Genomic DNA, 14,008 nt, shown 5'->3' with positions numbered 1-14,008 from the left:
CTTTTTCTTTGCGCAAACCTACACTTCACCGAAGAATTGTCGATCCATCGAATCTTGTGTTTTCTCTATCTTTCTAAATGCGCCGCATCCTACAAAGTCAGGAATTGCCTTCACAAGACGGTAATCAAATAACACGGTGAAATGAAAAGAGAAATGTAATGAGCAAGCAGAGCCGCCGTCCTAACAGGGCAAACCGTGACAAGAGGAACTCCGCAAAGACCCCCTCTCGCGTTCAGCTAGCCCTCCTAGAAAAGTGGGATGCCATCGCGGAGTCGAAGGGTATCGACATCTCGATTGCACACGGATTCATCGAATCAGCGCGATTCAGCACTATGTCGCTGCAAGCTCGCGGATGGGCTGTGGGATTCGCTACCGAAGTCCCGCTTTCGTTCCTGAAAGAAGGGGGTGATGACTTCGTCTCGATTCACGAGCTAACCGTGAACGACGAAAAGTTCGTGCTAGTTCCAAACCCCGACATCGACGCGAGGGAAAGTACTTGGCGCATCTATCTCCAGTGGTGTGTCATCCGAATTAGCGATGGAAAGTACCTCTCAGCGCGCGACCTCGATGAGTATCGCGAGGTGGCGTGATGTACTTCCCAGTTCTCACCCCAAACTACTCAGCGCTCCCGATGCTCGATGTTTTCAAAGACGCGGTCGACCAATACAACCGTTCGATGTCGCTTGAGACCGGTATCACCGCCAGCTTGACCTCTCCGCCTGATTTCCTCATTCGCAACTCCGTGAACTATCTCCGCCATGCGTGGACTGACTACGACCGAATGGTGGACGGTTACGGTCCGGGAAGTCCTGTCCACGATGACCTGTGGAAGCAATTCATCATTTTGATTGCGAGAAATTACCCCCGGTTGCGCCCAGAAGCCGTGCGGCAATTCAATTTTCGACTGGCAACCACGAGGCGGGCAGCATGACGACCCCCACCTTCCTCACCATGCGCCAGGAAATCCTCACCCGGCTCAGCGGCGTCCATAGAGGTATCGGAATGGATGCCCATGATGCCTCCCGGTGGGAAATCACCGAGGCGGGTGCTATCCGCATCTACTGGGGCGATTACAACACGCAACTACGCCGGTCCGGCTCGTGGGTCGCGGAGAACATCCACCCTCTGGTTCAGCCTTTCGTCGATGAGGAAAAGGGGATGCCGTTTAGACGAGCGCTCGAACTGATGGTCGAGGGGCTCAATCCTCTCCTCATCGCGCAGAACGGTATCGATGACGAAATTCTGGAGGCTCTCATGACCGGGTAATCAATAGCAGGCAGCACCGCATCACCAGCTCCACCCCATTTATCCGTAGGCAATCCCTCAACAAGGAGGTGCTCACACAAATCAATTACTAGAGAAAGAAGTATCTAATGACCGCAAAATCAATTTCAACCACCCCGTTCCTCCCCGCATACGTTGGCTCAAAACGCCGCTGGCTGGAGGAACTCGAACCGCTCGCCCGAGGCAAGAACATCGTGGAACTGTTCGCTGGTTCCGCCATAATCAGCGCCACGTTCGCCAGCAAAGCACTCATCGTGGATACGGACCCCAATCTCTGTCGCGTCCTGAGCCGATACGACGAGCTGGATGTGCCCGACACATTCTCCGCCGAGGATTACGACGCAGCCCGCACGGTGGGTGACTGGTGGCGTTCGGGCTACTACCTCGCTGCGATGTGCCGGGGAGGTATCTGGCGCTGGAGCAAAAAGGGCGGGTTCAATGTGCAGGCTCGGAACGCTAAGACCTACAGCCGTCGTGAGGGTTACCTCGCTGCACTCAGACGTTGGCGTGAGCTAAAGCCGGTCGTGCGCAACACCAGCTACCTCGACATCACCAACGAGGACATCAGGGAGTTTGCGAACGAGAACGTGCTCGTCATCTGCGACCCACCCTATGAAGGAACGTCACCGCAGTACGTGGATGGGTTCGATTTCAGCGCGTATTGGAAGAGGGTCGGCGAGCTGGCGCTGAGCTTCGATGTCGTCGTCTTCGACCTCCGCGAAAACCTCGTGCGAGCAGGGTTCCCAATTGATGCCGTGAAGACTCTCAGCGGGCTGGGGGAAGCCAAACGCAATTGCGAGGCAATGACCTTCTTGCCTGCCGGAACTCGACTCGCTCTTGCGGCTGGCAAGCACCTCATTGCCCGCAAATCCAGCCGCCAACCCATGGCACCGACAGCGCCGAAATCACGCTCGAAAGACAAGGTATAAATCGCGGTTTGTGGCGGCTCTCGAACTCAGACCAATAGTTCAGTTCTGAGTTCCGGAGCCGCCCCATCTGGGAAAATGTAATCAGCAATAACCACCAATTCAGGAGGTCAATTCCGCCAAATCACACAATCGAAGGAGCTACACAATGGCAAATCAAAATCACCTACAACGCACTCACATCACCGACAAAAACGGCGTCGCTACCAGCCGCAACAAAAAGACCGGAAGCACCACCCCGGTCCCGAACTTCCAATTCGGCAAAAGCAGAATGATTAACCCCGCACCGCTTCGTCCGAGTCAACAGCAGGCAGCCATCGAAGAGTGGAGCGAGGCGACGTACAGCAAGGAAGGCACGCTCACCTATCGCAACGCCGATGGACTCCCCCACCGAATCGGCGAGCCCGCCGTCGTCTATTCCAATGGGACTACAGAGCGCTGGGAGAACGGCGTTATGGTCTCCCGTGCAATGCCGGGTCTCATCGATGGTGCCGGTCAAATGGTCTATCGCGACAACCGTGGACGACTCAATAGTTTCGATGGACCCTCAATCGAGAAAGCTCCCTCCGGCTCTGACCGAGGGCGCGCTGACTACTACCTCCTCGGCGAGGCTCGTACGAAAGCGCAATGGGAGGTCGAGCGCCACCTCTCTATCGGCGACATCGAGGCGCGCCATGCTGCTGAGAAGACCGCCAAAACGAATGCCGATGCGCCCGCTGGTCTGGTCGCCACCCAGCTCGTTGATGTCAACGGAAATCTCGTAACAAGGTATGTAAATCCGAATAGCATCGAGAGCATACCCACCACTATTCATTCGAAGGTCGAATCCGCCCGCTCCGCCGAAAATCGCCTCGATTTCAAGCCCGAGCCCGTCGTGGAATGGGATGAGCGCGGCATGAACGTCAAAACTGGGAAGCCGTTCGACGAGAACGGAAAAACCGCTACCGGCGTCGAAGTTTCAGATGTGGCAATGAACTCGTGGGAAGACGACGACGAGCTGGTCGATGGCGTAGATTCGCTGGGATTCGACTGGACGACAGGAAGGCACGAACTTACCGAGCGGGAAAAGCTCGCGGCTTTGATGGGACCGGAGGCGCTTACCCTTTCGCAAAATGGTGTGAAGCCCAGCAAAATTACTAGCCCCGACGAGCTATACGAGGCATTGGAAGCCGTTAGCCATTCCGGCATCAGCTCGGAGGAATCGAGAATTCAGCGCGGTGTCATAGCCGCCGAGGCGAACCGAAATGCGGCGACTAACGCACGAGGAAAACTCGTCGAACTACGTGAGCAAGCCGAGGACGTGATTGCGATTGGCGCGGCGGATAACCCACGCGGTAGAGAACTTCTCAGGCATGTGGATGCGGAAATCGCGAAGGTTGATAGACAAATCGAGAAGCACACTTCCGAGATTGACGGGCTTCATACGGAGCGCGAACGGCGACTAGAGGGATAGGTCTACAAAACCCCCCTCACCACCGATCCTCGTCGTCTCCCCCATCCATAGGCATTCGGCACAACCGAGGTACCAGCCTGCTTCGCAGTTGTAAACCGAGAGGATCTCGTTGCAGCCGTTGGGGCATTGCCAGGCGGTGTCGGTCATCTCGCGAGGGTAGAGGACGGGAGAGATGGGGCGGAGGAGTTATCCACAGAGACGGATCGCGGGACGGTATCTTTTACAGCATGGAAATGACCGATGGGGCTAAGCGGTTTCTCGATCAGCCCCACATCCCGAAAGCAATCCGGAGGTACCTCCGAGGCATACCCACAAACGAGCAAGACGACGCTGTAGCTAAATTCAGTACAGTTGCGGAACGTGGCAGCTTCGATAAATTGAACGATGTTCCCGAAAGCTGGATCATCTCAATGTTCGAGCTACAGAAGCCCTTTAAAGACCGCTAGCCCCACCGCTCCACGAATGCCTCGATAGCGCCGATTTCCTCGGCGTTCACACCCGTCCATTGATTGCACCGAATCAACAGCACATCCGCGCTTTGCGCCATTTCACGCCACCACGGCAAGCGCAGCAGCTCATCGCTGATAGCCCAGTCATCAACGAAAACCCACGCGCAAGGGAAGTCCTCCTGCATCGAACGGATAGCCGAGGACTTTCCGAATTGACCGGCATCCCGTTCATCATCCGCATCCCATTCGAGTACCCCGGAGGACTCGATGCCCCACAGAGGATCGAGGTGGCGTTCGGCGTCATAGAGCCATGCTGTCGCCCAGAACCATTCGACCTCGGGAAGCTTCGAGAGAGCGGCTAGGCGGGCGATGTAGTCGGCTCGCCACTGGACGAGGAGGGGATGATTGTTGATGCTGAGGGTCTGTCGAGTGTTCCCGGCGAGTGGGACATTTAAAGTCGAGTCCACGTCCATGAAAAGTCTGACCGGCATCGCTACTTTTCCCACCACGAACGGTAGAACCTCACCGGGAGACCGCCGTCGCCGATGCTCCTCGGCACCCAACCGAGGTCGCGTTCGACAAATTGCTCGAATCGTAGCGTCTGTTCACCGACGTGGATCGGGATCTTCACCGCGAGGCTCTCCAGCTCAAAGAGCGAGAAGTTGCCGAATTCCGCATTCCCATCATCTCCGGCGAGACAGGCGAAGCCGAAGCAGACGAACTGCTCGGGGTCGAGTTCGATGAGCCACCATTCGGAATTCCCGAGGTAATAGTGCGCCCAGATGATTTTGTCGAGCATCGGGATGTTCTCGCCCGCATAGAGCGCCGGGATGTCGGCGATGTAGTCGGGTAGGAAATCTTGTCCACGAAGCTCGCGATTGACCTCGATGAACATGGTGCCTCCCCCTGATTGCGGATCATGACCGTACCGTCGACCTCTGTCTAGAGCCGCCGTACCTAACGCCCGCAACGCGGCAATAAGATTCCCTCACCAGACCGAGCGTTAGGGGACTTTCTTGGCTGAGGCGACCGACCCGTACTTCAAAGCGATGGAGAGCTTCAATGAAGCGATGACAGCAAAGCAGTACGCGCGAGCCTTGGTTTTCTGCAAAGTAGGTCTTGCGGCGACGATTCCTGCGCTCAAGCAAATGGCGCGGGAGTTCGGGGAGCCTCCATCGGTACCCTTCGTGGAGAGTCGGGCGGGTGCGATAGCAGCGCTGTTCGACGACTCCGAGTGCTTCGCGCTCATGGATGCGGTCGAGACGTACTTCGGAACTCGGAGGGATGACATCGACGTTGACCGTTATCGCGCCGATGCAAAGCTAATGACGCTCGTTCGTGAACGACTCGCGCAAGGAGAGACGACGCTCGCGGAGCTGAAGGCGAGAGTTTCCAAGCCAGACTCTGCTCGTCTATCTCGTCTCGTCGATTGGATGCAGAAGAACGGCGAAGTCACACTCCAGAAGCGGTCAAACTCTGTCATCCTCACCGCTGGTGCGCAGGTGGCAATTCGCGGTGTCGCGGTGTCTCCCACTCTGCGCGCCGGTCGCGATCTTGCCAACCCAACCGTGCGTTCGCTGAAGCCGGTTCAACGCGTGCGGAAGGTCTGGACGGAAGACGATGAGATCCAAGTCCGACAGGATGTCTTTGGTGACGCCACGGAGCACCCTCTCGCTTCTGAACTGCGCCATTCCGGGGTCATGGATACGGTCTTGATGCGCGATGGCGTCTGGTTGCTTGGGTTCTCTCGTCAGAAGGCAGACACGAGCTTTAAAACCTCAGTCGTGGTGAAATCCCACAACGGCGAGACTCTGAAATCATTCGACATCGATCACAAAGTCATACAGTCTTTCGCGGGGTTTGAACGCAGCCAAATCGTGGTCCTCGACTCGATTCTTGGGGTCCACGTGTACGACTTCCTCGGCAATCACCGAACGGGGTTTTCATTGGCGAGAAACCCCGAATTTTTGTCCGTGTACGACGCCCTCGACGACAGTTCTAAGGCGACCGCCATCGTGCGGTGTGTAGACGTTTCGCCTAAGACCGGCGAGATTTTGTTCACCGTACTGGATCGTTTTTGGCGATTCACCGCAGAGGGCGAACCGATTTGCTCGCTTTATTTGACGACCCACGATCCCGACGACTCGAGCGATGCGCTGGCACCGCTCGCGGGTAAGGAAATGGTTCTGCCCGAGAAAAGCAGAATAAGGGGCGAGACCGATTGGCTGTATTTTGCCCGATTCGCAGACTTCGATGACTCCGTGTTTTTGTCGCGCTACTCGGGACAACTTCTTAAAGTCGCGCGCGATGGAGAGATCACTGACCTGTGGGACATCGAGAGCGGTGCAACAGACATGGTTGAGGATGTCGATTGGCTGCTCGTGCAGACATTTCGCGGACTGAAGATCATTCCGGAGGACGGTGCGGTGGAATCGTTCGAAGAGGCGGGAGGTTCATTTGTCAAACCAAACGTTGTCGTTGGGCGGGCGCAGCGTGAGGTGTCCATCTTCAACGTCGCGACTTGCACGACCGTCTTCTACGAAATGAAGCACGATGTTCGCGCTGTGTATCCGAAGGACGGGCGCATTCGGGTGGACATGACGACCACGTACGCCGACCTCGACATTTGATCACGGTCGCCGAGAGCCACTCGCGCCGGGATTATCGCGACACCACTCCTTCCAGACAATCTCCGCGATGAGATCTAGCATCGGCGGGGTGTAGCAAATCAGCCGTCGCTTGGTTGGGTCCGGGTGATAGGTCACCGCACGAAGAAGCTTGATGCGCTGCCTACCGAGAACCACCGGGCGTATCAGGGCGATGACTGTGTGACGGTCGAACATCTCCCACTGCTGTTCACCTTGCGGGAGAAACGGCACCAAGCGGAGCTGGCTCATCGGCGACCAGTGGTGTGCCAGCCCGCTCACCCCTCATTCGAATCTATGTTCGATACTCTAAGCACGGACCCCGACAGCCTGCAAAACGTCGCTGACCGGGAGCAGACTGGAGGCATGTGCGGACGCTTTGCGATGGATAAGAGGACGGATCAGCTCATCGTGGACTTCATCGCCGAGACCGGGCGGGGTGCCGAGGAGTGGACGCCGAGCTGGAACGTCGCACCAACTCAGTCGGTCCCGGTGGTTAGGGAGCACGAGGGCAAACGAACTGTTGAGCTGGTCCGCTGGGGCATCGTCTCGCCGTCCTCGCCGGTCTTCGGCGGAGGGAAGCCGATCATCAATGCGCGGATCGAGACTGTCGCGAGTAATGGGCTTTTCAAGGGGGCGTTCACTTCACATCGCTGTTTGGTTCCCGCCAAGGGGTACTACGAATGGAAATTGCAGGAGACGGGCAAACAGCCGTATTTCATTCACTCCGGCGATACCGACCTTGCAATGGCGGGCATCATTCGCGCGTGGAAAGACAAAACCAAAGACGATGGCGACCGGGACCAGTGGCGGCTCTCTATGGCAATCATCACGCGTGATGCCCACGCGGTTCCCGGCGAGGTTCACGACCGGATGCCCAACCTACTCACCCCCGCGATGTACGACGATTGGCTGGGCGATCATCTCGGGACGGACGAGCTATTGAAGGTGCTCGAAGCATCGTCGCGCGAAGTCGCTGACAACCTTGACTTCTATCCGGTATCGAAAGCGGTTAGTAGCCCGAAGAACGACCGACCTGAGCTGCTCGAACCGATCTCGTTCTAGCGGCAAGGGTGTCGCCCAACCGCGCTCTCCGATGTCGGCGGCTCACGATCTAATCAGAATCACCGCAGCCGAAAACCCGTTGATTCTGTCCGTTACTCTTTCACTGGAGCGACGCTGGTCGTGCGTTGAATGGCGCAGTCAGACAGCCCGTAATAGAAGGACTCGCCAATGGATGACCAGATAGACCTCGAATCTCTACCCGTCGAACAACTGATCGAGATGATCCGCGAGAAGACCGGAGCTGGCGTCAACCTATCCTTCCCCGGCAAGGTCGTTGCTCAGCAAATCGGACGACGAGTTCGTCCGCGCGTGCAGCGCACAAACAAGACGCTGAGCGAGGGCGACGAGGCGAGCAGATCCCGAAACCTCATCATCGAAGGCGACAATCTTCAGGCTTTAGCTTCTCTCTATCGTGAGCGCGGTCAGATCGATTTCATCCTCACCGACCCGCCGTACAACACAGGCGGCGACTTCCGCTACAACGACAAATGGGACAAAGACCCCAACGATCCAGACATGGGCGACCTCGTTGACAAGGATGACCTCGCGCGCCACACCAAGTGGATGAAGTTCATGTTCCCGAGACTCATGATGATGAAGTTAATGCTAAAGCCCTCGGGTGTTCTCGCCATCTGCATCGACCATCGGGAGTTGTTCCACCTCGGACAGATGCTCGACGAGGTATTCGGCGACGATAACCGCCTCGCGATCATCAACTGGCAGAAGAGCTATTCGCCTCGGTCGGATAACCGACACGTCTCGACCGCGACCGAGTACGTCCTCGTCTATGCGAAGGACGAGCGAACGGCTCGCACCGGTTTGCAGCCGCGAACAGCCACGATGGATGCTCGCTATAGAAACCCTGATGGTGACGAGCGGGTGTGGAAGGGCGAGAACTTTTCCGGACCTAAAGCCTTCACTCATCAGGGCATGGTGTACGGAATCCAATCTCCCTTCACGGGCGAGGTTCACTATCCACCCTCGGGCAAGTGCTGGCGCTCTCCTCAGTCCGACGTGGTGAAGTGGCTCGCGGACTGGGACGTTGAGTACGAACTTCGCGCCGTTGATGACGCTCAGACTCGGGCAGCCATAGTTGGCGTGGACGCCGATGATGTGCGCGCCGTAAAAGCCGTGATGCTAAAGACCCCGTTGAACGACGCGAAAGCGGCGGCAGAGGCACAACTCGAAAAAGGTCACTGGTCCAAGATCGTCTTCGGCTTGGATGGAAACGGTCGCCCGCAGCAGAAGAAGTATCTGGAGGACGTGAAGCAGGGTCGCGTGCCAATGACGTACTGGGCGGACGACGCAATTGAAGATCCCGACGTGCTTGGCGCTGTCTCGTGGGATCACGAGGAATCCGGTCATAGCCAGACAGGGGTTAACGAGCTGACCTCGATAGTCGGAAAAGGGCATGGGTTCGAAACAGTAAAGCCCATGAGCCTCATTACTAAGCTCATCCAGATTTGGTGCCCGCCGACCGGCACGGTACTTGACCCGTTCGCCGGGTCTGGGACAACCGGGCACGCGGTTCTGAAGCTCAATTACGATCAGGACGCTGAACGTCGGTTCATCCTTATTGAGCAGGGTCGCCCGGAGAACGGCGACTCCTATGCGAAGACGCTCACTGTTGATCGATTGAAAAGGGTCATCAGCGGAGACTGGGCAAACAAGAAAAAGCACCCCGCGCTCGGTGGTGGCTTCACCTTTAAAACGCTTGAAAAGAAAGTGGATGCCGTAACGCTGCTTCTCATGGAGCGCGACGAGATGATCGATACGGTTATCGCTTCGCACACGAACTCCGGCAGTCGGCGCTCAGCAGTTCTCGTCCCCCTCGGCGGCGAGGAGCCATACAAGTTCCTCGTTGCTAAGAACGCGAACGAAGAAGGCATCTACCTTGTGTGGTCGGGTGCAGGGTCTAACACTGACCTAACGGAAGAGGTCTACGAGGACATCGCCGAAGAAGCCGAGGCGGAAGGACTTGCTCCGCTCTACCATGTCTACAGCCGCCTAAACCTGCTCGTCACAGACGACATCATCTGGTATCAAATCCCCGACCGTATTCTTGCTGACTTCGGGCTAGATGTCCGGACCGAGTCCTTTACGGAAGAACCGACAGCATGACGCTTGAGTTGTTCCAGTTTCAGCAAATCGCAGCGTCGCAGATCGCTGACCGGTATGAGGACTACGCAGCCGACCCAGTGAGCTTCGGCAGGAAGGCGAACAGCCGCCTCGTCCCGTTCTATCAAGCACTCTCTTCTATTACCGGCTCCGGCAAAACAGCTATTCTTGCGCAAGCCGTTAGCGAGATAGTCGCGCTTTCAGACGTACCGCCTGTCATTCTTTGGCTCTCTAAAGGCAAGGTGGTTGTCCAGCAAACCTTTGCCAACCTAACTGACGGGGGCAAGTACAACCACTTGCTCACGGGCGCGACCGTTCGGCTACTCAGCGATTACAAGCCACAGGATGTCGCAAATTCAACGGAGGCACTCCTCTATTTTGCGACGGTCGGAACGTTCAACCAGCGCGACCGCGCGAAGAGCAACCTCAAGATCTTCGCTCAGGACACCGACATCACCGAGACAACGCTTTGGGAAGCGCTGAAGGTACGTGAGACCGCTGAGGGAGTTCGCCGACCCCTCATCGTTGTGTATGACGAGGCACAAAATTTGAGCGACCAGCAGACAGATCTACTCCTCGAACAACAGCCGAACGCGTTCCTCCTCGCAAGCGCCACCCTCCGGTTTCCCGACCGGTTCAATACCGAAGTCATCGAGCCGCTGCGTACCCAGGGCGAATTCTCCGACGAAGAGCTGATCACCTCAATACCGTCCGCCGTGGTGGTCGCATCTGGTCTCGTCAAGGGCATCATCTCGCTCGACGGGTTGCTCGCGCCCATGCAGGAGACAATCTCCGAAATGCTCTCGGATCTTAAAGATGCCGAGCAGGATGCAATCAACGAGGGGCTGAGCTTTCTTCCGAAGGCTATCTATGTCTGCAATACCAACATGGTCGCGGATGATGCCGGAAGGTCTGACGACCCCAAGCAGGTTTTCACGGAGAGACAAGCTCCGCCCATCGTCATCTGGCGGTATCTCACAGAGTCCTGCGGCATCTCGCCTGATGACATCGCGGTGTACGCCGACCTCAAGACGCAAAAGGACTTTCCGCTTCCACCGACCTTCAATCTTTTCAATGGAGGCGAGGGTGACTACGACGCGTTCATAGCTGGCGATTTCCGGCACATCATTTTCAACCAGAGCCTTCAAGAGGGCTGGGACGACCCCGCCACCTATTTCGCCTATGTGGACAAGTCGATGGACTCTTCCATCCAAATAACGCAGATCGTCGGTCGCGTTCTCCGACAGCCGGGAGCCACCCACTACGAAGCAGACCGTCTAAACACGGCGCACTTTTATGTCCGAGTAGACCGCAATGACGCGTTCGCTGATGTCGTCGAAGATGTACGAAAAGGTCTGGGTGGTGATGCCCCCGAGATCCGTATTCTTACTACTGCTCCGGGTGGAGAGCGCCCCGTGAGCCTTCCGGCGAAAGAGCAGAGGTCAGTCCCGAAGACCGCCATCGACAACCTTCCCGCCAAGGCAGCGGTCGAGACTGTGATCAATGGGATGCACGACTACACGAGTGACACGGTGAACACGAAAGGTGTTGGTCGTCGTCGAACCGTTCAACAGACCATCGGCGAGAAAGAGACCGTGGACTCCGAGTGGGTTGAGTTCGAGCAGTCGAATAAAGTCAACGCGCGATGGGTTTTTCGACGCGAAGTATCTCGTCGCTACCGACCAGCTCTGATGGTCATGAATACCGAGACTTCCAAGTTCGACGCAAAGGTCGGTGTCGGTAGTGTTGCCTACACGAGCACCACGGACGACGCAGCCAAGGCAGTAGATGAATACCTGCGTAACGCCGTTGTGAAACAGGTCAAGCCGAACCCCTATGAAGTGGGAAGCACCCTCGTCCGCCCCAGCGCCGTCGAGACGTACACAAACGCTCTCCACGATGGCTACGACGGACTCAACGACTTCGAAAAGAAGTTTGCGCGGGCGCTTGATGACACTGGACTTCTCTGGAGCCGCAATCGCTCGCAGACCGGCTACAAGATCCCCCTAATCTCGCTGGGTCAAACCGTATGGTTCTTTCCCGACTTCCTCGTCTGGGTCGACGACAAGGTCATCTGCATCGACACCAAGGGCGAGCAACTCGTCGAGACTGACTCTCGCCGCAAGCTGCTTTCCATTGCGCCACACCCGAAAGTATCCACTCGGGTCGAGGTCAAGTTCGTCACCTCAGGGACATGGAAGACCGACGGCACACCTGACAGCAAAGACGGGTACTCGATTTGGGGACTGGGCAGCGGACAAGCACTCAGGACTCTGCCGTTCGACGACCTTCCTTCTCTCGTGACGAGCTTCATCCCGGTAGAGATCGAAGCCGACGAAGAAGACTAAATCGACGCCACGATGTGCTCGATGAGATCTCGCATGTCCTGCCAGTCCGCACCGTTTGCAATGCCTGATTTCTGAGCAGCTTTGAGCTTCGCGCGAAAGCGCTTTTGAACTTGTGTCTTCCGAATGATCGCGCCCTGATGAGCCGAGCGCTTCACGTTGTAACTGCCCCACTCAATCGGGGTGAGAGCACTGCCTGCGTCAGCGAGAACATCTCTGCCGGTGAATAACTCGATGGACACCGCTCTGCCATTAATGTCTTCAGGCACGATGCCTGCTGTCGATTTCGCAGGATAGCTCGTAGCTAATGCGAGGTGAGGGAGCAGCAGCGGCTTCATGCGATTAGGAAGCTTGGTGGCTTTGAGAACGTCAAAGCTATCTCGCCCAGCGAAGTCATTGTCCAACAACCCGATGACCTGATTTCCAACACCGCTGGCAGCGAAGGCACGCACACCCTTCACTACTGCGTCAGTCCCTCCGCTGGGCTTTAGAGAGAAATCCATGAAGGTGAGAAAGCCGACCAAATCCGGTCTGAGCAATTCCAACGAGCCACTGAGAAATTCCGCGTCCGTCGAGCCTTCAGTAATAACGATGGTTGGGAGGTTCCCGAGCGCTTCGTTGAGTTCGCGCTCTCGGGCGTCTGCGCAGAACGTCGGTGAGTTGACGATGCCGTGAAGTCCAATTACCTCGCTGATGTCGAAGTTAATCGGGATCTCGGCAGGTAGACGATCAACAAGGTATTTAAGCGACTGCCGGTCCTTGGTCCAGATGTAGCCCCACTGACCCTGAAGCCGCTGCGCCGAATCGTTAGCGAAGTCCCATCGCTCGGTGGGAGGGGTTCCGTAATTCTTGACGTAGTCGTCGACCAGCTCCTCCGGCAGAATCGGATCGGTATCGTCATGGCGACCAGTCCGCGCTGCCCATCCATCTTCGACGGTATTCGTAGCCACGTCGGTTCTGTAGCCGAGTAGCTCCAAGCGATCCCGCATGGTCCCGGCAGTCGTCTGCCACAACTCTCCGTCACCCTCTGAATCTTGAAAGAGCGCAGCGGTGTGAGACGAGTAGCCCTCGCGCCATCCGGCGATGCTGATACCCGGATTACCAATCGAGAGATCTCCATAACGTGACATCGCGGCATTGCTCCTGATAGGTCAGACGGGTGACCAAAGCTTACTGATCGGGTGCATCTTGGCGAACTGAGTTGGGCGGCGTCACGCAAAAAGCCCCGCTCAGACAGAGGTGAATGAGCGGGGCTTTTCGTGACTACAGACCGGAAAGGTTTGTAGCTCGATTCTACCATTTACAAAATTACATTTTCCGGTTTCTGTCCTCCACAATTATCGTTCCTGTAAAATACTAGTAATAGTAATAGTAAACTCACACATTTGCAGTTTCAACCAACCACTCGATGAATCAAAAGGAGTCAGAGGAGTAAAAGAAAAGGAGAAGAAAGTGTTAAGAGTAGAAGCCCAATCAGCATCCGGTATTCACCCCGTTGCTCCAGCAACCCCCTACTCCTTCAGCGCTCCCCGCACTCCAACCTCTTCCAACTCCCCCGCGTCTCACGAACAATCTCCTCCATCAACACCTCCCGTATCCCAACAACACCGTCTTCTCTCACCAGCAGCACCCCGTCTGCCACAACGTGATGCCAACAGAGAAACCGCAGCAGCCTCACCTGTTCCAACACCCAACAGCGACTATCAACACCTGCCGCAGTCAG

General features: G+C 56.6%; 12 protein-coding genes. 9 read left to right on the top strand and 3 right to left on the bottom strand.

The annotated features are described in order from the left end of the window. Nucleotides 1-158: 158 nt before the first annotated feature. The 5 genes from ACVXZ4_RS04255 (at nt 159) to ACVXZ4_RS04235 (ending at nt 3,663) form a co-directional block, all read left to right on the top strand. The gene (locus ACVXZ4_RS04255) at nt 159-590 is read left to right on the top strand and encodes a hypothetical protein (RefSeq protein WP_461796992.1); all 432 of its coding nucleotides are present in this window, start codon (nt 159-161) and stop codon (nt 588-590) included. Nucleotides 591-631: 41 nt separating this feature from the next. After that, nucleotides 632-931, top strand: coding sequence for a hypothetical protein (locus ACVXZ4_RS04250; protein ID WP_461796991.1), 300 nt, complete (start codon nt 632-634; stop codon nt 929-931). Next, entirely contained in the window at nt 928-1,266 is a 339-nt protein-coding gene (locus tag ACVXZ4_RS04245) for a hypothetical protein (protein WP_461796990.1), read from the top strand. The genes ACVXZ4_RS04250 and ACVXZ4_RS04245 overlap by 4 nt, the downstream gene beginning before the upstream one ends. Before the next feature lie 107 nt (nt 1,267-1,373). Next, nucleotides 1,374-2,213, top strand: coding sequence for a DNA adenine methylase (locus ACVXZ4_RS04240; protein ID WP_461796989.1), 840 nt, complete (start codon nt 1,374-1,376; stop codon nt 2,211-2,213). Nucleotides 2,214-2,358: 145 nt separating this feature from the next. Continuing rightward, nucleotides 2,359-3,663 (top strand): hypothetical protein, encoded by a 1,305-nt coding sequence (locus ACVXZ4_RS04235; protein WP_461796988.1) that lies wholly within the window; start codon nt 2,359-2,361, stop codon nt 3,661-3,663. A 442-nt stretch (nt 3,664-4,105) separates the two neighbouring features. Here ACVXZ4_RS04235 and ACVXZ4_RS04230 read toward each other — a convergent pair whose 3' ends face one another. Together ACVXZ4_RS04230 and ACVXZ4_RS04225 are read right to left on the bottom strand one after the other, a co-directional pair. After that, on the bottom strand, nt 4,106-4,585 hold the full coding sequence (locus tag ACVXZ4_RS04230; RefSeq protein WP_461796987.1) for a hypothetical protein: 480 nt from the start codon (nt 4,583-4,585) through the stop codon (nt 4,106-4,108). Between the two features lie 20 nt (nt 4,586-4,605). Next, nucleotides 4,606-5,007: a DUF2958 domain-containing protein gene (locus tag ACVXZ4_RS04225; protein WP_461796986.1), complete on the bottom strand. Its 402-nt coding sequence runs from the start codon at nt 5,005-5,007 to the stop codon at nt 4,606-4,608. 121 nt (nt 5,008-5,128) lie between these two features. Between ACVXZ4_RS04225 and ACVXZ4_RS04220 the strand changes: the two genes are divergently transcribed. From ACVXZ4_RS04220 to ACVXZ4_RS04205, 4 genes are all read left to right on the top strand, one after another. Next, a complete protein-coding gene (locus ACVXZ4_RS04220) occupies nt 5,129-6,742 on the top strand; it encodes a hypothetical protein (RefSeq protein WP_461796985.1) in 1,614 nt (537 codons plus the stop codon). 312 nt (nt 6,743-7,054) lie between these two features. Beyond that, nucleotides 7,055-7,822, top strand: coding sequence for an SOS response-associated peptidase (locus ACVXZ4_RS04215; protein ID WP_461796984.1), 768 nt, complete (start codon nt 7,055-7,057; stop codon nt 7,820-7,822). Between the two features lie 168 nt (nt 7,823-7,990). Further along, on the top strand, nt 7,991-9,943 hold the full coding sequence (locus tag ACVXZ4_RS04210) for a site-specific DNA-methyltransferase (RefSeq protein ID WP_461796983.1): 1,953 nt from the start codon (nt 7,991-7,993) through the stop codon (nt 9,941-9,943). Further along, nucleotides 9,940-12,288: a DEAD/DEAH box helicase gene (locus tag ACVXZ4_RS04205; RefSeq protein WP_461796982.1), complete on the top strand. Its 2,349-nt coding sequence runs from the start codon at nt 9,940-9,942 to the stop codon at nt 12,286-12,288. Before ACVXZ4_RS04210 ends, ACVXZ4_RS04205 begins: the two co-directional genes overlap by 4 nt. On the opposite strand, the gene ACVXZ4_RS04200 is transcribed toward ACVXZ4_RS04205, so the two are convergent. Beyond that, nucleotides 12,285-13,415, bottom strand: coding sequence for a hypothetical protein (locus ACVXZ4_RS04200; protein ID WP_461796981.1), 1,131 nt, complete (start codon nt 13,413-13,415; stop codon nt 12,285-12,287). The two genes, ACVXZ4_RS04205 and ACVXZ4_RS04200, sit on opposite strands and share 4 nt — an antisense overlap. Between the last annotated feature and the right edge of the window lie 593 nt (nt 13,416-14,008).

Source organism: Lacisediminihabitans sp. FW035 (genome assembly GCF_054880895.1).
The sequence above is the reverse complement of the archived record's forward strand: the minus strand, read 5'-3'. Positions and strand labels throughout refer to the sequence as shown.